At 72.2% G+C, this 20,368-nt stretch carries 14 protein-coding genes; 4 read left to right on the forward strand and 10 right to left on the reverse strand.

Annotated elements, in window-relative coordinates; genetic code table 11:
* Positions 1 to 10: 10 nt before the first annotated feature.
* From ACWCO8_RS07005 to ACWCO8_RS07020, 4 genes are read right to left on the reverse strand one after another with little or no spacing between them, the layout of a single operon-like run.
* On the reverse strand, positions 11 to 1,432 hold the full coding sequence (locus ACWCO8_RS07005) for a GH1 family beta-glucosidase (RefSeq protein ID WP_451031315.1): 1,422 nt from the start codon (positions 1,430 to 1,432) through the stop codon (positions 11 to 13).
* 29 nt (positions 1,433 to 1,461) lie between these two features.
* A complete protein-coding gene (locus tag ACWCO8_RS07010) occupies positions 1,462 to 2,301 on the reverse strand; it encodes a carbohydrate ABC transporter permease (RefSeq protein ID WP_451031442.1) in 840 nt (279 codons plus the stop codon).
* A 52-nt stretch (positions 2,302 to 2,353) separates the two neighbouring features.
* Positions 2,354 to 3,352 carry a carbohydrate ABC transporter permease gene (locus ACWCO8_RS07015; RefSeq protein WP_451031316.1) on the reverse strand — a complete coding sequence of 333 codons (999 nt, stop codon included), beginning with the start codon at positions 3,350 to 3,352 and terminating at the stop codon, positions 2,354 to 2,356.
* Between the two features lie 28 nt (positions 3,353 to 3,380).
* Complete coding sequence (locus ACWCO8_RS07020; RefSeq protein ID WP_451031317.1) at positions 3,381 to 4,700, reverse strand: extracellular solute-binding protein; 1,320 nt, start codon at positions 4,698 to 4,700, stop codon at positions 3,381 to 3,383.
* Positions 4,701 to 4,887: 187 nt separating this feature from the next.
* On the opposite strand from ACWCO8_RS07020, the gene ACWCO8_RS07025 reads away from it, so the two are divergent.
* On the forward strand, positions 4,888 to 6,261 hold the full coding sequence (locus ACWCO8_RS07025) for an ROK family protein (RefSeq protein ID WP_451031318.1): 1,374 nt from the start codon (positions 4,888 to 4,890) through the stop codon (positions 6,259 to 6,261).
* 23 nt (positions 6,262 to 6,284) lie between these two features.
* On the opposite strand, the gene ACWCO8_RS07030 is transcribed toward ACWCO8_RS07025, so the two are convergent.
* A complete protein-coding gene (locus ACWCO8_RS07030) occupies positions 6,285 to 7,196 on the reverse strand; it encodes a hypothetical protein (protein WP_451031319.1) in 912 nt (303 codons plus the stop codon).
* Positions 7,193 to 7,645 (reverse strand): hypothetical protein, encoded by a 453-nt coding sequence (locus ACWCO8_RS07035; protein WP_451031320.1) that lies wholly within the window; start codon positions 7,643 to 7,645, stop codon positions 7,193 to 7,195. Before ACWCO8_RS07035 ends, ACWCO8_RS07030 begins: the two co-directional genes overlap by 4 nt.
* Positions 7,646 to 7,729: 84 nt before the next feature.
* Between ACWCO8_RS07035 and ACWCO8_RS07040 the strand changes: the two genes are divergently transcribed.
* Positions 7,730 to 11,212 carry a CHAT domain-containing protein gene (locus ACWCO8_RS07040; protein WP_451031443.1) on the forward strand — a complete coding sequence of 1,161 codons (3,483 nt, stop codon included), beginning with the start codon at positions 7,730 to 7,732 and terminating at the stop codon, positions 11,210 to 11,212.
* Between the two features lie 141 nt (positions 11,213 to 11,353).
* Positions 11,354 to 12,451: a tetratricopeptide repeat protein gene (locus ACWCO8_RS07045; RefSeq protein ID WP_451031321.1), complete on the forward strand. Its 1,098-nt coding sequence runs from the start codon at positions 11,354 to 11,356 to the stop codon at positions 12,449 to 12,451.
* A 202-nt stretch (positions 12,452 to 12,653) separates the two neighbouring features.
* Here ACWCO8_RS07045 and ACWCO8_RS07050 read toward each other — a convergent pair whose 3' ends face one another.
* The 4 genes from ACWCO8_RS07050 to ACWCO8_RS07065 all read right to left on the reverse strand — a co-directional run bounded on the left by ACWCO8_RS07050 (position 12,654) and on the right by ACWCO8_RS07065 (position 17,492).
* Complete coding sequence (locus ACWCO8_RS07050; protein ID WP_451031322.1) at positions 12,654 to 13,454, reverse strand: hypothetical protein; 801 nt, start codon at positions 13,452 to 13,454, stop codon at positions 12,654 to 12,656.
* A gap of 348 nt (positions 13,455 to 13,802) precedes the next feature.
* A complete protein-coding gene (locus tag ACWCO8_RS07055) occupies positions 13,803 to 14,849 on the reverse strand; it encodes an ABC transporter ATP-binding protein (protein WP_451031323.1) in 1,047 nt (348 codons plus the stop codon).
* Positions 14,846 to 16,471, reverse strand: coding sequence for an ABC transporter permease (locus ACWCO8_RS07060; RefSeq protein ID WP_451031324.1), 1,626 nt, complete (start codon positions 16,469 to 16,471; stop codon positions 14,846 to 14,848). Before ACWCO8_RS07060 ends, ACWCO8_RS07055 begins: the two co-directional genes overlap by 4 nt.
* Position 16,472: 1 nt before the next feature.
* Positions 16,473 to 17,492 carry an iron ABC transporter substrate-binding protein gene (locus ACWCO8_RS07065; RefSeq protein ID WP_451031325.1) on the reverse strand — a complete coding sequence of 340 codons (1,020 nt, stop codon included), beginning with the start codon at positions 17,490 to 17,492 and terminating at the stop codon, positions 16,473 to 16,475.
* A gap of 223 nt (positions 17,493 to 17,715) precedes the next feature.
* Here ACWCO8_RS07065 and ACWCO8_RS07070 point away from each other — a divergent pair, with 223 nt between their 5' ends.
* Positions 17,716 to 20,298, forward strand: a complete 2,583-nt coding sequence (locus ACWCO8_RS07070) for an AMP-binding protein (RefSeq protein ID WP_451031326.1) — start codon at positions 17,716 to 17,718, stop codon at positions 20,296 to 20,298.
* Positions 20,299 to 20,368: the final 70 nt, after the last annotated feature.

A 20,368-nucleotide genomic window follows, 5' to 3' on the forward strand; every position in this document is an offset into this window, starting at 1 on the left:
CACGGATCGGTCAGGCGGTCAGCCCCCGGTGGTCGCGGATGATGTCCGCGTACCGCAGGCCGCTCCCCTTCACGGTCCGCCGCTGGGTGGCGTAGTCGACATGGACGAGGCCGAAGCGCTTGTCGTAGCCGTAGGCCCACTCGAAGTTGTCGAGCAGGGACCACGCGTAGTACCCGGCGAGCGGTGCGCCCTTGCGCAGGGCGCGGGCGCAGGCGGCGACGTGTTCCTCCAGGTACGCGGTCCGCTCGGGGTCGTCGACCGTGCCGTCGGGGCCGACGCGGTCGGGGAAGGCGGAGCCGTTCTCGGTGACGTACAGCCGGCGGGCGCCGTAGTCGTCGGTGAGCCGCATGAGGAGCGCTTCGAGCCCGCCGCCGTCGATCTGCCAGTCCATGCCGGTGCGGGGCACGTCCGGCAGGCGGACCTCGCGGGCGTACGGGACAGGTCCCTCGGGGTCGTCGGCGACGGTGACCGGGAAGTAGTAGTTGACGCCGTGCCAGTCGAGCGGCGTCGCGATCGTGTCGAGGTCGCCCGGCCGTTCGGGCAGTTCGACGCCGTAGAGCTCGCGCAGGTCGGCGGGGAAGCCGCGGCCGTACACGGGGTCGAGCCACCAGCGGTTGGTGTGGCCGTCCATGCGGCCGGCGGCGGCGATGTCCTCGGGCCGGGTGGACGCGGGCGCCACGGTCGAGTGGTTGGTGACGATGCCGACCTGGGCGGCGGGGGCGGCGGCGCGGAGGGCCTGGGCGGCCAGGCCGTGGCCGAGAAGCAGGTGGTACGAGGCCCGGACGGCGGCGGTGAGATCGGTCAGGCCGGGGGCCATGCGGCCCTCCAGGTGGCCGATCCAGGCCGAGCAGAGCGGCTCGTTCAGGGTGGCCCACTGGGTGACCCGGTCGCCGAGGCGGGCGCCGACGATCTCGGCGTACCGGGCGAAGTATTCGGCGGTCTCGCGCTCGGCCCAGCCGCCCCGGTCTTGGAGGGCCTGGGGCAGGTCCCAGTGGTAGAGGGTGACGGAGGGCGTGATCCCGGCGTCGAGCAGGCCGTCGACGAGCCGGTCGTAGAAGTCGAGGCCCGGCGCGTTGAGAGCGCCGTCGCCGGCCGGCAGGACGCGGGGCCAGGCGATGGACAGCCGGTACGCGTCGACGCCGAGGCCGCGCATCAGGGCGATGTCCTCGGGCCAGCGGTGGTAGTGGTCGCAGGCGACGTCGCCGTGGTCGCCGTTGTCGATGGTGCCCGGGGTGTGGGAGAAGGTGTCCCAGATGGACGGGCCTCGGCCGTCCTCCGCCACGGCGCCCTCGATCTGGTAGGCGGAGGTCGCGGTGCCCCAGGAGAAGCCGGCGGGGAAGGCGCCCAGGTCGAGCGCCGAGGGCGTGCGGGCGTCGGTGGAGTCGGACACGGAGGACCTCTCTGACGTCGGTCGGGACAGCGGTGGAGACATGGGTGGAGAGATGGGGCTGCTGAAGAGCGTCACTTCACCGCACCTGCCGTGAGGCCGGCGACGAGGTAGCGCTGGAGGAGCAGGAAGCCGGCGACGACGGGGACGCTCACGACGAGCGAGGCCGCCATGACCTGGTTCCAGTACACGTCGTTCTGGGTGGCGTACCCCTGGAGGCCGACGGCGAGGGTGCGGGTGGTGTCGTTCGTCATCACCGAGGCGAACAGGACCTCGCCCCACGCGGTCATGAACGCGTAGACGGCGACGGCCACGATGCCCGGGATCGCCGCGGGGACGATCACCCGGAACAGGGCGCCGAGCGGCCCGCAGCCGTCGACCTTGGCCGCTTCGTCCAGGTCACGGGGGATCGAGTCGAAGTAGCCGATCAGCATCCAGATGGAGAACGGCAGCGAGAAGGTGAGGTACGTCAGGATCAGCCCGCCGCGCGAGCCGAAGAGCGCGATCCCGGTGGCGTTGCCGATGTTGACGTAGATGAGGAACAGCGGCAGCAGGAAGAGGACGCCGGGGAACATCTGCGTGGAGAGCACGGTCACGGTGAAGACCCGCTTGCCCCGGAAGCCGTACCGGCTGACCGCGTACGCCGCGAAGACGGCGACCACCACGGAGCAGACGGTCGCCGCGCCGGCCACGACGAGGGAGTTCACGAAGTAGTCGGCCAGCGGGACGGTCTGCCAGATGTCGACGTACGGCCGGAGGGTGAGCCCGCTCGGGATCCACTGGAACTTCTCCGAGACGTCCTCCAGCGGCTTGAGGGAGCTGGAGACCATCACGTACACCGGCAGCAGGACGAAGCCCGTGAGGAGGGTCAGGAAGATCCGCCGGGTCCAGAGGAAGGAGCGGGGTGCGGCCATCGGGGAGCGGGGCTTGGCCATCGGGGAGCGTGGCGGCCTCCGCGTGAGGGGTTCAGACATCGCCGGTCTTCCTTCCTCGGCTGGTGAGCAGCAGGTAGAGGCCCGTGACGAGGAGCAGGAAGAGCAGCAGCAGGACGGACATCGCCGAGCCGGTGCCGAAGTTCCAGGTCTGGAACGAGGACTGGTAGATGTGCAGGGAGATGAGGTCGGCCGCTTCGGGCGCCGCCTTGCCGAAGAGCACGAACGGTGTGTTGAAGTCGTTGAAGGTCCATAGGAAAAGGACGAGGACGAGGACCTGGTTGACCGGTCGCAGCGAGGCCAGGGTGATGTGCCGGATCTGCTTCCACACCCCGGCGCCGTCCAGGGCGGCCGCTTCGTACAGCTCGCGCGGGATGTTCTGCAGACCGGCCATCACGATGAGGAAGGCGAACGGCCAGCCCTTCCAGACGGAGACGACGAGCAGCGCCCAGAAGCTGTTGTCGCCGATGAGCCAGAAGGCCGGGCTGTCGCCGATGCCGAGCTGGTCGTGCAGGACGTGGTTGATGAGGCCGTTGTCGCGCTGGAACATGAAGGCCCAGGTGATGACGGCGGCGTAGACGGGCAGTGCGTACGGCACGAGGAACAGCGCGCGCAGCAGGCCGCGGCCGCGGAAGGACTCCTGCAGGAAGACGGCTGCGGCGGTGCCGAGCAGCCAGCACAGGCCCACGGACGCGACGGTGAACAAGCAGGTCGTCACGAAGGACTTCAGCAGGGCCTGCCCCACGGGGGCGTCGAAGTCGATCGAGAGCGCGTAGTTGTCGAGGCCGGCCCAGGGCGCGTCGCCCCAGTTCCGGATGGTGAACTGGGTGAGCTCCTTGAAGCTCATGGCGATGCCGATGACCATCGGCACGAGGTGGACGAGGAGTTCGAGGAGGAGGGCGGGCAGCAGCAGCAGGTACGGCAGCGAGATGCGGCGCAGCCGTCCGGAGCGGCGGCGCGGGGTGCGCGCCTCTCCGGACGGGGCCTTCCGCGCCGTCCGCGGCCCTGCCTGGTGCGTGACGGTCGATGTCATGAGAGGTCCGGCCTGGTTTCTTCCGTGCCTACTTCTTGGGCATCTGCTGCTGGGCCTTGTCGAGCGCCGCCTTCACCGACTGGGTGGTGACGGGGCGGCCGGCCGCCGCGTCGGCGAACAGCTCCTTGACCGCGGTGCCCACGACGGTCTCGAACTGGGACTCCTCGGGGACCTGGGGCAGGGCGGACGCGCTGGTGGCGAGCGTGTCGCGGATGACCTTGAGCGAGGGGGTGCCGAAGGCGGGGTCCGCCTGCGCGCTCTTGACCGGCGGGACGGAACCGTAGGCCTGGTTGAGGATCTTCTGCTCCTCGTCGCCGGTCATGAACTTCACGAACTTCGTGGCGCCGTCGAGGTTCTTGGTGTTCTTGAAGACGGCCAGGTTGATGCCGGCGACCATGGAGTTGACGGAGGTGCCCTGGCCGGGCGCGCCGGAGAGTACGGGCGCTGGGGCGACGCCCCACTCGTCCTCGCTCATACCCTGGGACGCGAAGGTCTGCGACGGGGTCTGCCACAGGACCATGGCGGTCTTGTCCTTGGCGAAGTCGCTGAGCGACTGGTTCTGGGCATACTCCGCGTTGCCGGGCGCGACGATCTTCTGGGCGGCCATGAGGTCGACGTACTGCTTGACGGCGGCGACGGCCCCGTCGGAGGTGAAGTCGGCCTTGCCGTCGGCGGTGAAGAAGTCGGCGCCGTGCTGCTTGCCGAGGACGAAGACCTGGTGGATGTTGTTGGAGAGGTTGGAGCCCTCGACGCCGATGGCCCACTTGCCGTCCTTGCTCAGGCGCTTGCCCGTGGCCTCCAGTTCGTCCCAGGTGGCCGGCGGCTTCTCGATGCCGGCGTCCTTGAACATCTTCTTGTTGTAGTAGAGCGCGTAGGCCATGGAGTACAGCGGGACGGCGGCCGGGTCCTTGCCGGGAACGCCGGTGGAGCCGAGCGCGGAGTCGACGAAGCGGTCCTTGCCGCCGATCTTCGCGAAGGCCGCGTCGTCCCAGGGCAGCAGGGCGCCGGTGGACTGGAGCGAGGCGCTCCAGGTGTTGCCTATGTTGAGGACGTCGGGGCCCTGGCCGGAGGTGGTGGCGGTGAGGATCCGGTTGAGCAGGTCCGACCAGGGCACCACCTCCAGCTTCACCTTGATGCCCGTCTCCCGCTCGAACTGGTCGAGTTCGGGCTGCAGGACCTTCTTGTCGACCTCGATGCTGGAGCCCTGGTTGGAGGCCCAGTACGTGAGCGTCTTCGGCTGGGAGTTGGAGCCGGAACCGTCGGAGGTGGTGCCGCCTCCGCAGGCGGCGGCGGTGAGGACGAGGGAGAGAGTGACGGCACCGGTGACCGCGGCTCTGATTCTGCGCATGGCTCCTCAAGGCCCTTTCGGGGAGTGACGGAGTCCGGGGAGGAGGTGGGGCGGGCGAGACGTCCCGTGCTCGCCCCGTGCACCCTCCCGGCTTATTTTAGGACGTGAGTTAAATACCGAGAGAAGGTCGCGTCAAGGGCCCCGACAGGGGTATCTTGCGATCAGGACTTCAGGAACTGGGGGCAGAGTGCGAGCGAAGAGCAGCCGTACGGTGCGTGACCTGCGGCGGGAGAACCGCACCGCCGTCTTGCGGCGACTGTATTTCGACGGGCCGCAGAGCCGTCTGGCGCTCGGTCCCGCGACGGGCCTGAGCTCGGGCTCGGTCAGCAACGTGGTCGGCGAGCTCCTGGCCGAGGGCCTCGTGGAGGAGGCCGGCAGCGTCGACTCGGCGGGCGGCCGCCCCCGCACGCTGCTGCGGGTCAGCCCCGGCAGCGGCTGCATGATCGGCGTCGACGTCGGCGAGACCCGGATCAGGGTGGAGCTCTTCGACCTCGCCCTCACCGAACTCGCGCGCGCGGAGCTGCCGTTGGCGACGGACGGCCAGGGCGGCGGGACGGGCGAAGACACGCGTGGCGGCCCTGACGGCGACACGGGCGGCGCCCCTGGCCCGCACGGTCGGTACGAGGTCGGCATCGTGGTCGGTCACGTACGCGACGGCATCGCCCAGGTGCTGCGCACGGCGGACGTGCCCGCGGAGCGGCTGCTCGGCGTCGGCATCGGCGTCCCCGGCATCGTCGCCCACACGCCCGAGGACGGCGCGGTGGTGCACGGCCAGACCACGGGCTGGGACGCCGTCCCGCTGGAGCGGCTGCTCCGGGAGACGGGCGCGGTGCCCGAGAGCGTGCCGTACCTCATCGACAACGGCTCCAAGACGCTCGGCCAGGCCGAGATGTGGTTCGGCGCGGGGCGCGGGGTCTCCGAGGCCGTGGTCGTGCTCTTCGGTTCGGGTGTCGGCGCGTGCGTGATCGGCGAGGGCACGGAGTCGGGCCGGGCGATCGAGTGGGGCCATCTGACGGTACGGGTCCGGGGGCGCCGCTGCCGCTGCGGTTCCCAGGGCTGCCTGGAGGCGTACGCGGGAGCCGAGGCGCTCCTGGAGCGCTGGCGGGAGGCGGGCGGCAGGCCGCCGACCGGGGCGGACGAGGAGACGGCGCTGACCTCGATGCTCACGGCCGCCTACCCGCCGGAGGGCTCGGACGCGGAGCCCGACGCGACGGCGCTCGCCGTCCTGGAGGAGACCGCCGAGTACCTGGGCGCCGGCTTCGCCGACCTGATCAACCTCTTCCAGCCGGAGCGCATCCTCGTCGGCGGCTGGGCGGGCCTCCAGCTCGGCTCGCGCTTCCTGGAGACGGTCAAGCCCCACGCGGCCGCCTTCGCCCTGCGCTACCCGGCCGAGCGGACCCGTATCGAACTGGGCACCCTGGGCCCGGACGCCGTCACCGTGGGCGCGGCGATCCTCCCCCTGGAAGCCTTCTTCGCCCGCGGCGGCCGCCGCACCGACTCCCCACCGGAAGCCCCCGTCCCGACCTGGCAACCGGCGCTCCAACACCGCGTCACGTCCTGACCGACGGGCGGGCCGATCGACCGTCAGCCGGCCTTCCGCAGCGCCCGGGAGAGGCGCTCGCCGAGGGTGCGGTCCAGGCCCGACGGGGAGTCGATGCCGAGGGCGGCCGCCAGGTCGCGGACGTGCAGGTCGGCGAGGGCCTCGGTGAGTTCGGCGAACGCGTCGGCCGCGGCCCGGCCGCGGCGGAGGCCCGCGGCGACGGCGCAGATCCCGACCAGGGCGGCCGGCCACCACCACGCGCCGAGGACCAGGTAGCCGGCGCCCCAGGCGCACAGGCGCGCCGCCGCCCCGAACCGTACGCGGGCGGCCTGCAATTCGGCGCGGTTGCCGTCGGCGGCCAGGAGCCACAGGTGGGGCCAGGCCGCCGCCAGGTCCAGGCGGTACATGCGCCAGAGCCGCTGCCCGGGCGCGGCAAGTCGGTCGCCCATGGAGAACGGGTGGCGTGGCGCGACGGCCGCGATGCGGTCGCGGTCGGCGAGGTGGCGCTCCGCGAGGTCGGCGAGCCGGTCGGCGTCGTCCGCCCCGGCGACACGAGCGCGACCGGCCGTGACCAGCGCGGCGCGGAACACGGCGTCGGCGGCGCGCCAGCGGCGCGACCGGCGGTCGGCGAGGCGCCGCAGCAGGGGCCCGCGGGGCTCGGCGCACCAGAGGAGTTCCACTCCGGCGCCGAGGCTCTGGGCGGCCGCGCCGACCGCGGCCGCGCCGAGGAGCAGCGCAAGCGCCACGAGCGCGAGGGTGCCGGCGCTCCGGGACGCGGGGGAAGCGGCCACCGTGTCGAGCCAGGTCCGCAACTTCCCCACGTCGGCCCAGTGTTCGTGGCCGAGCACCGTCGCCGTGGTGACGGCGGCGATGAAGAGCAGTCCGGGGAGCGCGAGGAGCGTCAGCCACCGGTCGGCGATCCGACCCCCCAGCGCGCTGAGGAAGGCGCTGGTCACCGGAGGGGTACTTCGCTCAGCGGCCGGCCCAGGATGCCGCAGGCGGGCAGGTCCGGAGCGTCGGCGTCCGGCACCTCCACGCGCCCGCACCGGCCCGTGGGACAGGCAAGGACGTACAGCCCGGGATGGCCAGGACCGGCCACCGGCAGACTCTGGAAGCCGGGGGTGGGAGGGAGGGGCGTCGTACGGTACGAGCCGAGTCCGGCACTGTGTCCCGCCGCGAGGAGAAGCTCCTCCAACTCGTCGAGACGATCGTCGAGTTGTTCGGGAGAGCGGCCGTCGCGCAGGGTGGAGACGATGGTCTCGACGAGCCGGGCGCCCGGTTCGCCCAGAGCGCCGAACTCCGGTGCGGAGGAGGGGTCCGAGAGCCGGCGGCAGAGCTCCCCGAGCCGCCCGTCGCCAGTCCCCGCCCCGTCGCGGGTGCCCGCCCCGTCGGCCGTGTCCGCCACGCTTCCGCTCCCCCAGAACGCCGGTTGTCACGTGGGGCCGATTGTACGGCCGGACCTCAACGATCCGAGGGCTCCTTGGCTATCGTGAACACGGGCCGTAACGTGGAGGACACGCAGGGGGCGTGCGGTCCGGGGCGTCAACCGGGGGTGGTCGTGGTCAGCGCGGCGGATGCGACGGCAGCCGAAGGACCCGGTGCGCGGCCGCGCGCCGATCAACTACTGGGGCACCATCTGAGGACGGGCGACCGTCGGGCGCTCGACGAGGCCGTCCGGGCGTACCGTCAGGAACTCGCGGTCGCGAAGGGTGCCGCCTCCGCGCAACACCTCGCCGGGAATCTCCTGATCGCCCTCTTCCGCCGGTGGCAACTGAGGGGCGAGGAGAGCGACTTGGACGCGCTGATCAGCCTCGGTCGTGAACGGGTGTCCGTCGCTCACGTGAATCGGCAGGACATCGTGCTGCTCGCCCTGGGGTACCGCCACCGCTTCGGCCTCCACGGGCAGGCGAGCGATCTCGACCAGGCGGTCGAGCTGTTCGCACAGGCTGCCGATCTCCCGCAGGACGCCGAGACCGGCGCGCAGACACTGGCCTCACTGGGCGAGGCGCTCCAGGAGCGGCACAAGTACCGCGCGCAGGGCGGCGACCCGGCAGACCCCGGGACGGATCTGGCACAGGCTACGAACGCCTTACGGGACGCGATGGAGATCCTTCCCCCCGGTTCGCCCGACCGGCCCGGCTACCGCAACAACCTCGCCACGGCACTGCACAGCGCCTATCTCCAGAGCGGCGACACCGCCGCTCTGCGCGACGCCCTGGACCTGTGGCGGACCGTGGTACGGGAGAGCCCACCGGGCACCGAGGCACGTCGGCTCACGCTCGGGAACCTCTCCCAGGGGCTTCGCCAGTGGAACGAACACCACCCCGACGAGGCCGACTCGGCGGAGATGCTGGACGTCCACCGCGCCGCCCTGGCCGAGACCCCCACCGGCCACCCCGACCGTCCCGAGCGGCTCGCCGGTCTGGGCATCGCGCTGCGTCTGACCGCGGAGAACAACGGCGACACCGAACTCCTGCGTCAGTCGGCGCAGTTGCTGCGCGAGGCCCTGCCCCTGTACCCGGCCGACTCCCCCGAGCGGGCCATGCGGATGAACAGCCTCGGCAACACCCTGCACCGACTCGCGCGGGCGACCGGGGACGAAGGCGTCCTCGACGAGGCGATCGCCGCGCTGCGGTCCGCCCTCGCCCAGCAGCGGCCGGGCAGCGGCCCGCACGCCGACACCTTGGCGAACCTCGCCGTCACCCTCTGGGAGCGCGCCGAGCAGACGGACGACCTGGGCTCTCTGCGGGAAGCCACCCGGCTCGCCCGGGACGCCGTCGAGGCGGCCGCGACGAACCCCTCCGCACAGGTCGTACGCCTCGCCAACCTCGGTGTGGTCCTGCAGAGTTGGCACGGTTCCACCGGCGACACGGCCGCCGCCGACGAGGCGATCCGCGCGGCCCGCCGGGCCATGGCACTGGCCCCGCGGTCGGGACCGGTCCGCGCCGACCGGCTGAACCACCTGGCCAACGCGCTGCGCGCGCGGTTCGGGGAGAGCTCCGACGTGGCGGACCTCGACGAGGCGATCGCCCTGCTCGAAGAGGCCGTGGAGCACGCCCCGTACGGCGATCCGGCGCTTGCTCTCGTGCTCTCCAACCTCGGATCCGCGCGTCTGACGCGGCATCATCACAGCTCCGGTGACGGGCTCCTGGAGCAGGCGGTCAGCGATCTGGGCCGGGCCGTCTGGTCGGTGCCGGAGGGCGGCTCGGCGCACGGCACCTATCTGAGGACCTACGGCGACGCGTTACGTGCCCTGCACGACCAGGACGGCGACCCGGGGGTGCTGCTGGCCGCCGAGGACGCCTACCGGCAGGCCGCCGGCACCAAGGCCATCCCCGCCTACCAGCGGGTTCTCGCGGCCTGGGACTGGGGAGCCGCCGCGGCGGCCGGCCTCCGCTGGGAGGAGGCCCTGCGTGGCCATGAAGTGGCCCTGGAACTCCTGCCGTTCGCCGCATCGGGTCGGCTGGCCCGGAGCGACCAGGAGCGCGGTCTGTCCCGGGTGCGGGGTCTGGCCGCAGAGGCCGCCGCGTGCGCGGTCAACGCGGGACGTCCGGAACGCGCGGTGGCACTCCTGGAGCAGGGCCGGGGTGTCCTGCTGAGCCGGGCCATGGCCACCCGGGACGGCCTCGGCCGGCTGCGCGCCGCCCACCCGGGTCTCGCCGAGGCGTTCGTCTCGATCCGTGACCGGCTCGAAGCGCTGGAGGCGGCGGACGTGGCGGAAGCCGCCCTCGGCCGGCTGCCCGTCACCCCCGCGGAGCAGCGGCACACGCTGGCAAGCCGGCTGGAGGAGCTGGTGGCGCAGATCCGCCGAGTACCCGGCTTCTCCGACTTCCTCGCCGCCCCTGACGAGAGCGCCCTGCTCGCATGCGCGGCGAACGGCCCGGTGGTGCTCGCCTATTGCAGCGGCTACCGCAGCGACGCCTTGGTCCTGCGCCCGGAAGGCGTTCTCCTCGTACCGCTGCCGCGTGCCACCCCGGACGCGGTCGCCGAACAGGCGGACCGGCTCCGGCTCGCGCTCGCCGACGCGATGGACCCCTCCCGCGACAAGGACGCCCAGCGGGCCGTCGCGAAGGTCCTGGCATGGACCTGGGACCACGTCACAGGCCCGGTGCTCGACCGCCTCGGCCTGACCGGCGCTCCCGAGGGCGAGCTGCCCCGGCTGTGGTGGTCGCCGGGCGGGACACTGGCCGCCCTGCCCCTGCACGCGGCGGGGCACCACGGCGAGCGCCTCGATCACGCGCCGCGGGCGGACGGTGCGGCCGGGCCGCCCCGGACGGTCATGGACCGTGTGGTCTCCTCGTACACGCCGACCGTCCGAGCGCTCCAGTACGCCCGGGACCGGGCCGCCGCCCCGAGGCCGCCCGGCCGGCTGCTCGCCGTGGCCCTCCCCGACACCCCGGGAGCCCGGCCGCTCGGCGGGGCACGACGCGAGGTGAAGGCACTGAGGGCGCTGCTGCCGACCGATGTGCTGGACGGGGAGGAGGCCACCTTCGACCGGGTCATGGCCGCCCTGCCGGATCACCCGTGCGTCCACTTCGCCTGCCACGGCGTCAGCGAACCCGCCGACCCCTCGGCGGGCCGGCTGCTCGTGCACGACCATCGGACGCGGCCGTTGACGGTCCGCCAGATCGCCCGGCTCGACCTGCCGGCCGCGCGGCTCGCGGTGCTCTCGGCCTGCGAGACGGCACGCGCCGACGGGGACCTGGCCGACGAGTCCATCCACATCACGTCCGCGTTCCAGCTCGCGGGATACCCCCACGCCGTCGGCACGCTCTGGGCGGTGCACGACACCGTGGCCGTCCGTGTCACCCGCCTTCTCTACCAGGTGCTGCGTTCCGACGACGGCGACGGCGGGCCGGTACTGGACGACAGCCGCACGGCGACCGCGCTGCACCAGGCGGTACGGGAGTGCCGCACCGCGTTCGCCGCAAGCCCGAGCTTGTGGGCCGCCCACGTACACGCGGGTGCCTAGGCACTCGTACGGACAGGAAGGAGAGTCGCGATGAGCCGATGGTGGCGGCGGAAGGCCGCGGAGGGGGACTCAGGGGACGGCGCGGGCGGACACCGTGACCAGGCCCAAGCGCGAGACCAGGAACGGGAACAGGAACAGGGCGTGGGTCAGGTCCCGCGGGCGGGCGCCTGGCACATCACCCTCACGGAGGTGACGGAAGGCAGCCCGGAGCAGGAGATCGCGCGGATCGAGATCTCCCCCGAGGAATTGCACACCATGCGCGCCCGGTCGGCCGTCGAGCGTCTGGGCCCGGAGCACCCGGAGACGCTCGAAGCGGTACGGGAGCTGGCCCGGGTCCTCGCGGCGACCCCCGGACGCGGCGAGGAGGCGGTGTCGTACTACCAGCAGGTGGCCCGGGGCCAGTGGACCGTCCTCGGCGACCGCCACGAGGAGTACCTCCGCACCTCCGCCGAACTCGCGGACCTGCTCCACCGGACCGGACAGCTGCGACTGGCCGAGTCGGCCTGGCGCGACACCTTCCGCGGCCGGTCGGAGACCCTGGGACGCGATCACCCCGACACGCTGCGCAGCGCGGCCGGTCTCGCCTCCGCCCTGGAGGACCTCAGGCGCGCTCCCGAGGCCGAACCGCTGCAGCGGGACGTGCTGGAGCGACGCACCAGGCTGCTCGGCCCCGACCACCCGGACGTGCTGTCCGCCGCCAACTCCCACGCCGCGTCGCTGCTCAAGTGCCGCCGCCACAAGGAGTCCGAGCGGGCGTTGCGCAGCCTCGTGCCCCGCCTTGAGCAGCGCTACGGCCCCGACCACGAGCGCACCGCGGCGGCGCGCGCCAATCTCGGTGCCGTACTCGTCCGGCTGAACCGCCATGCCGAGGCGGAGGCGCAACTCCGCGCCGTCATCCGGTCCTTCGAGGCGACCGTGGGACCGCACGACGAAGGCACCTTCACCGCGCGCAACAACCTGGCGGCCGTGCTCCACGCCATGGAGCGCTACGAGGACGCCGTCCCCGTCCTGCGCGACGTCCTGGCCGGCCGGATCGCCCTGAACGGCGAGGACCACCCGGTCACCGTGTCGACCCGGGACAACCTCGCCAACGTCCTGATCGACGTGGGCCGCCACGCCGAGGCGGCCGCCCTGCTCGAACGCTGCGTCCGCGACTACGTTCGCATCTACGGCCCGGGCCACCCCCGCCAACGGGCCGCCGAGGAGAAGCTGGCGTGGCTGCGGGAGGGCGGGGTCTGACCACCGCGCGGTGAGTTGCCTGGTGGTTTCCAGAGTCTCCCGAATGCGCTGGCCCGATCCGCCGAGGTCGCCCTGCGCGACGGCGCTACGTGGACAAGGGCGCGCCCGGCACGTCGGCCGGGTACGAAGAAGCTCACCCCGAAGTCCCCGTCGCTCAAGGTCCCTTCGCCCCGCGCGTGACAGGAAGCGCCGCTCCGCGCGGCTATCCCCGCCACCGCACCCCGTGCAGCCGCCGAAGCCGGTGGATCTCCCACCAGGCCAGTGCCGTCACCGACGCCGGGCCGGCGAGGAACGCGCAGACCGCGAGCGGCACCGGGCCCGGCGGCAGGCCGCCCGACGACAGGCTGCGGAAGGCGAGCACCCAGACCAGGACGGTGGTAACCAGCGCGGGCAGCGCCGCATGCAGGGCGGACAGGTTGAAGGCATGGCGGAACGCCGGACCGGTGGCGAAGCAGAGGAAGAAGACCACCCACCAGAACGGCGCCCAGCACACGAACACCACGGACACCCAGAGCAGCAGCCCGAACAGGCCGTCGGCGCTGCTGGGCAGCAGCCCCATCCCCTTGCTCGCCGCCATCAACAGCAGCGGCACCAGCATCCAGGCCCCGAGGTACCACAGGGCCGACCGACCGGCCGGCCACAGCTTCGTCCGCATGGCTCGCCTCGCCCCGGGCCTGGCCGCCCCGAAAAACAGGGCCACGACGACCACCGCACTCAACAGCGCCAACCAGGGCGCGAACACCAGCGCTTCCAGGACCTGCCTCTGCGCCTCCCACACGTCCTGCCATCCACCGAACACGGCGAGCAGCAGCCCCGAGATGACGAGGACTCCCCAGGCCCGCAGCCGCTGCACCCGGAACACCTCGGGATCCTCGACCTGGCCTTCCGGGTGTACGGGGAAGATCCGGCGCGCCGTACGGCGGGCCGTGCGGGCCAGTTGGTAGCCGACCATCAGTGGCACGGTCAGCCACCACAGGCACGGCAGGACCAGCACGAGCAACACCCAGGGGGACGCCTCCTCCCGCCGCCCTCGCAACACCTCCCCCAGCGGCGGCCATTCGTCCTCACGCAGCCGTCGCCACAACGGCGTGTACGACGGCGGCGGGTCCCCCTCGAGCGGTGGCCCGGACGGACGGAGTGGGTCGGACGGACGGGGCGGGTCGATGCTCATGGGCGTCCCTTCCACGTTCCCGGAAAGGACGCGTCCACCCCAGCCACGGTTCCCGACCGTGAATCCCCTGGCCGATCGGGTTCGCCCGCCCGAGCGAACCCGGTCGGCTCCGCGCCGTCAGCGGTGTCCATCGCGGCGAGCGGCGAGCCCTGTACGACGCCCGGGTGCAAGGGCAGTGGTTCAGGCAGGGACCTCATGGAGGGTGGCCTCGCCGGTGACCCGGACACCGATCCGGCCGCCCTGTCGCACCTGGAGCGGGCCGGGGGCGCGGATGTCGATGGGCTCGTCCAGGCCGTCGACGGAGAGCGTGACCATGGAGTCGTGGCCGAAGAAGCGGACGTCGGTGACCGTTCCCTGAGCGGTCGCCTGATCCGAACCGGTGAGGTGGAACTGCTCGGGGCGGAGGAGTACGAGACCGTCGCGCAGGCCCTCGGGGGCGGCGGCGAGGGGGATGCGGCCCAGTGGAGTGGTCACGGTGTTCTCGTCGGCCGTGCCGTTGATGAACACGGCGTCGCCGACGAAGGAAGCCACCCAGGGGTCGGCGGGGCGCCGGTAGATCTCCTCGGGTGCGGCGCACTGGGCGACGCGGCCGTCGCGCACGACGGCGACGACGTCGGCCGTGGAGAGGGCCTCCTGCTGGTCGTGGGTGACCAGGACGGCGGTGGCTCCGCTGGCCCGGAGCACGGCGCGGACCTCGGCTCGTACCGCTCCGCGCAGTCCGCTGTCGAGGGCGCTGAACGGTTCGTCGAGGAGGACGAGATGGGGTTCGGGGGCGAGGGCGCGGGCCAGGGCGACGCGTTGTTGCTGGCCACCGGAGAGTTCGTGGGGCATCCGGGCGCCGTAGCCGCCGAGCCCGACGAGGTCCAGCATCTCGTCGACGCGCTTGGCACGGGCTCCGCGCTCCGCACCCGTCAGGCCGAAGGCAACGTTGCGGGCCACGCTCAAGTGCGGGAAGAGGGCGCCTTCCTGGGGAACGATGCCGATGCGGCGACGCTCCGGCGGAAGGTGGACGCCCGGGCCCGCGAGGGTGCGGCCGGCGACGGTGACGGTGCCCGCGTCGGCGCGCAGGAAGCCGGCGATCACGCGTAGCAGGGTGGTCTTGCCGCAGCCTGAGGGGCCGAGGACGGCGGCCAGGTGCCCGCCCTGGACGGTGAGGTCGAGACCGTCGAGCACCGTGGCGCCGGGGCCGTACGACTTGACCACGCCGCTGACCTGAAGGTCGTTCATGGGCGGTGCCTTCCGAGGAGGTAGGAGGGGACGGCGGCCAGGAGGACCAGGACAGCGGCGTACGGAGCCGCGGCGGCGAAGGATCCACTGCCGGTCTCGGTCCAGAGCCGGGTGGCCAGGGTGTCCATGCCGGTGGGCCGCAGCAGCAGTGTGGCGGGGAGTTCCTTCATGCAGACGACGAAGGTGAGGGCCGCGCCGGCGGCGACACCCGGTGCGGCGAGCGGCACGGTGACCTCGCGCAGGACACCGAAGGCGGTGCGGCCGAGGGAGCGGGCCACGTCGTCCAGCACGGGTGGTGCCTGGAGTACGGCGGCGCGGACGGCGGCCACCGCGACCGGGAGGAAGAGCACCGCGTACGCGCAGATCAACAGTGGTGTCTCCTGGTACACCGGCCGGGCGTAGCGGACCGCGAAGAAGACCAGGGCGAGCGCGACGGTGATGCCGGGGACGGCGTGTCCCGCGTATGCGGCCTGTTCCAGGAGGTGGGCGAGCCGGCCCCGATGGCGGGCCGCGATGACACCGACCGGCAGGGCGAGCAGGGTGGTGAGCGCGGCGCCGGCGGCGGCGACACCGAGCGTGGTGAGCGCCGTACTGGTGAGGGTGGCCGGGGCCCAGGTGGCGGAGGAACCGACGGCCAGCCAGTACCCGAGGGTGGCGAGCGGGAAGCCGACAGCGGCCGCGACGACAGCTCCGCACCAGGCCAGGGCGGGCAGCCGCAGTCGGCCGAGTGCGGCGGGGACGGCCCGCCGGGCGGTTCCCGCTCCGGTACGGGCGTACCCGGCCCGGCCGCGGGTGCGGGTCTCCGCGGCGACGAGCGCGACGGTCATGAGAACGAGCACGGCGCTGAGCGCTGCCGCCGGGGTGCGGTCGAAGCTGGCGCGGTAGGACGTGTAGATGCCCCGGGTGAAGGTGTCGTACCGCATGAGGGACACCGCGCCGAAGTCGGAGAGAACGTAGAGCGCGACGAGCAGTCCGCCTCCCGCCGCGGCCGGCCGGAGCTGGGGCAGGGTGACGCTCAGGAAGGTGCGCACCGGTCCATGCCCAAGGGAGCGCGCGACCTCCTCGTGCCCGGGGTCGGTTCCGCGGAGTGCGGCGGCGACCGGCAGGTAGACGTACGGGAAGCTCGCGAGGGTCAGGGCGAGGGCGGAGCCCGTGAATCCGGCGAGCGAGGGGGCTGCGGAGAGCCAGGCGAAGGCGGTGACGTAGCTGGGCACGGCCAGCGGCAGCGTGACGAGGACCGACCAGGCGCGGGCGCCGGGCAGGGCGGTGCGCGTGGTGAGCCAGGCCAAGGAGATACCCAGGAGCAGGCAGGCGACAACGACGGTGGCGCTCAGGCCGAGGCTGCGCAGGAGCAGTTGGCCTGTCCGGTCGGCGGCGATGACATCCCACGCGAAGGCGGGGCCGCGTTCGAGCGCGCGAACGGCAAGGTAGCCGAGGGGCAGGACGGCGAGGGCGGCCGCCACGCAGGCGGGCACGATCAGGACCCACGAGGGTCTCGCGGACTTGTCGATGCGGCCTTCGGCGTGATGCCGTTCGTCGGCGCGCTTCCGCCCGGCGGGCGCGGGGTCGCTCGCCGGGCGGTTGTCGGGGCGCGTCCGGACGGGGAAGTCCGGTGAGGTCACGTCAGACCAGCCCGGCTTCCTGGAGCATGGCCAGGGTTTCCTTCAGGGAGTCGAGCTTGCCGAGGTCGATCTTCGGTGGCTGGAGGGTCTCCAGCGGCGGCACGCCCGCGGCGGTCTTCACTCCGGCGGCCAGCGGGTACTCCTTGGTCTCCTCGGCGAAGTACGTCTGGGACTCGGCGGAGAGGAGGAAGTCGACGGCCTTCTGCGCGTATACGGCCTGCTTCTGGTCGGCGCCCTTGAGGATGCCCACGCCGGACACGTTGACGAGGCCGCCCGGGTCGCCCTTGGGCAGGTAGTGGATCTTGGCCTTCATCTTGTCGGCGCCCTTCTCGGCCACCTGCTCGTACCAGTAGTAGTGGTTGAGCAGGCCGAGGGAGACCTCGCCCTTGTCGACGGCTTCGAGGACCTTGAGGTTGCCCTCGTACACCTTGGGCTCGTTGGCCTTGAGGCCCTTGAGCCAGGTACGGGTGGCCTCGTCGCCCTCCAGGACGCGCATGCCGGTGACGAATGCCTGGAAGGAGGCGTTGGTCGGCACGAAACCGATCTTGCCCTTCCATTCGGGCTTCACGAGCTCGTGGACGCTGTTCGGAGGCGTCGGGACCTGGGCGGGGTCGTACCCGAGGACGCGCACGCGCCCGCTGACGCCGGTCCAGTCGCCGGCCGAACCACGGTAGGCGGTGTCGACCTTGTCGAGGGTGGCCTTCGGGAGCGGCGCGAGGCGCTGCTCCTTGGAGAGCGCGCCGAGGGCGCCGGCGTCCTGGGAGAGGAAGAGACCGGCCTCGGTCTTGTCGCCCTCCTCCAGGAGCTGGGCGGAGAGCTCGGCGCTGTCGCCGTAGCGGACCTCGACGTTGGTACCGAGGTGCTTCTCGAGCTTCTCGATGAGCGGCTTCACGAGATTCTCGTTGCGGCCGGAGTAGATGACCAGTCCGGCCGGTTCGTCGCTTGCACAGCTCGCGAGCGCGGGGACGAGGAGGGCTGCCGCGGTGAGCGCGGTGAGCGTGCGAGCCAAGGGGCGGCGCATGGTGAGGTGATGCCTTCCTGCCGTGCCGGTCGCGGCCGTCGCAGGGAGGACGGGTCGCGCGACGAGCGACGAAGAGCTACTGGGAGAACCTGTGAATACGGCATTGATAAGGTAAAGCTAACCTAATGGTCAAGGCAGGCTTTGATAACGGACCGGCCGCGAATGGGCATCCGCTACCAACACCCCCCTTCTCGCTTAGGAAAGCCTTACCTACGATGCGCCCGTGACGCTCCTCCCCGCCCCGCCCGCCGGTGGCCATACCCTCCCCCTCGCCGACGGCCTCGCGCTGCACGGTGACCACACCGCCCTGGTCACCGCCGAGGGCGCGATCTCCTACGGCGAGCTGGCCCGGCGGGTTGCCGACACCGCCCGGAAGCTCGGCCCGGGACGCCGCCTCGTACTGCTGCCCGGCGCCAACACGGTCGGCGCGCTCGTCGTTCACCTGGCCGCGCTCGCCTCGGGCCACCCGGTGCTGCTGGTACCCGGCGACCATCCGAAGTCCGTGGCAGCGCTGACCGCCGCGTACGATCCCGACATCGTCGTCCACCCGGGCGCCGATGAGTGGCGGATCGAGGAGCGCCGGACGGGCTCCGCCCACCACTTCCACCCCGACCTCGCCCTCCTCCTCAGCACCTCGGGCTCGACCGGCTCCCCCAAGCTCGTCCGGCTCTCCTACGACAACCTTCAGGCGAACGCCGAGTCGATCGCCACGTACCTCGGCATCCGTGACACCGACCGGGCGGTCACCACCCTGCCGATGCACTACTGCTACGGCCTGTCCGTCATCCACAGCCACCTGCTGCGCGGCGCCGGCCTCGTCCTGACCGAACTCTCGGTCGCCGATGCCTGCTTCTGGGACCTCTTCCGCACCGCCCGCGGCACCGCACTGGCCGGAGTGCCGTACACGTTCGACCTCCTCGACAGGGTCGGCTTCGCCGAGATGGATCTGCCGCACCTGCGGTACGTCACCCAGGCAGGCGGCCGTCTCGCTCCCGAGCGGGTCTCCCATTACGCCGAGTTGGGGCAGCGAAGCGGCTGGGATCTCTTCGTCATGTACGGCCAGACCGAGGCGACCGCACGCATGGCCTACCTGCCGCCGGAGCTCGCGACCGCGTATCCGACAGCGATCGGCATTCCGGTTCCCGGCGGTTCGTTCTCCCTCGAAGCCGTCGACGAGATCTCCGGGCCCGAGGACGACATCGGCGAACTCGTCTACTCCGGCCCGAACGTCATGCTGGGCTACGCCCATACCCCGGCCGACCTGGCCCTCGGCCGCACCGTCGACACCCTGCGCACCGGCGACCTGGCCCGGCGCAACGGCGAGGGTCTGTACGAGATCGTCGGCCGCCGCAGCCGGTTCCTGAAGATCCTCGGCCTGCGGATCGACCCCGACCAGGTCGCGGCGACGCTCGACGAGCGGCACGGCCTCAGCGCACTGTGTGCGGGGGACGACCGGGGGCTCACCCTGGCGGTCGTGCGCGAGGCGGGGTGGGACGAGCGGCGGATCCGAAGACGCGTCGCGGAGGAGTTCGGCCTCCCGACTCGCGCGATACACGTCCACCTCCTGCCGGCACTCCCCCGCCTGCCCTCGGGCAAGCCCGACTACCAGGCGGTCCGCGCCCTGGGGCGACCGGGCGAGACCGAAGTCCCGCCCGGTGGCGCGGGAGCCGACGACCTGTGCGCTCTCTACGCCCGCATCCTGGACCGTACGGATGTGACACCCGACAGCACGTTCGTGGGACTCGGCGGCGACTCCCTGTCCTACGTCGAGATGTCACTTCACCTCGAAGAGCGCCTCGGTCATCTGCCCACGAGCTGGCACACGACACCGATCAGCCGGCTGCAGGCCCCCGAACGGAAGAACCGGGGCCGAGCAAGGTCCCTGGAGACCAGCGTCGCCCTGCGCGCCGTGGCGATCGTGTGCATCGTCGGCTCGCACGTCAGCCTCTTCGAGATCCGGGGCGGCGCCCATCTCCTGCTCGCGGTGGCCGGTTTCAACTTCGCCCGCTTCCTGCTCACTTCCGCCGAGCGACGCGATCGCGTCCGCCGCACGGGACGGAGCATCGCCCGCATCGCGGTGCCGTGCGTGGTCTGGACCGCGTTCGCGATCCTGATCGGCAGCTACTACGACCTGAGCAACCTCCTCCTGGTGCACAACGCCCTCTGGCCGCAGGACACGGGGCCGCGCATCCACCTGTGGTTCGTGGAAGCACTCGTGTACATGCTGCTCGCGGTCCTCGCGCTGCTTGCTCTGCCCGCCGTCGACCGGGCGGAACGACGCTTCCCGTACGGCCTTCCCCTCACCCTCGTCGCACTGGGCCTGCTCACCCGCTACGAGCTGGTCGGTCTCCCCGAGCGCGCCCGGATCACCGACGCGGTCACCGTCTTCTGGCTGTTCGCCCTCGGCTGGGCCGCCGCGAAGGCCCGCACGACGCCCCAGAGACTGCTCATCACCCTCGCCGCGCTCGCCAGCGTCCCCGGCTTCTTCCCCGGCGAACCCCGGCGGGAGGCATTCGTCCTCATCGGCTTCGCCCTCCTGGTGTGGTTCCCCGCCCTCCCGAGCCACCGCCGCGTGAACCAGGTAGCGGGACTCCTCGCCGCCAGTTCGCTCTCCATCTACCTGACGCACTGGCAGATCTTCCCGATCCTGGACGACGTCTCCGAACCACTGTCCGTGATCTCCGCCCTCGTCTTCGGCATCGCCTACGCAAAGGGCGCCGACCATCTGACCCGGAGGCTGTCGACACTGCGCCGCCCGTCCACACTGCGCACAGAATGGCTCGCCGCCCGCCGGCGACAGTCCTGACCTCCGGAACACCGGGCTCAGCTGGTTCGCCCGGCGCCGGCGGCCCTGATCTGCGACTGTTTCGAGTCGG

This window comes from Streptomyces sp. NPDC001927, assembly GCF_053594455.1.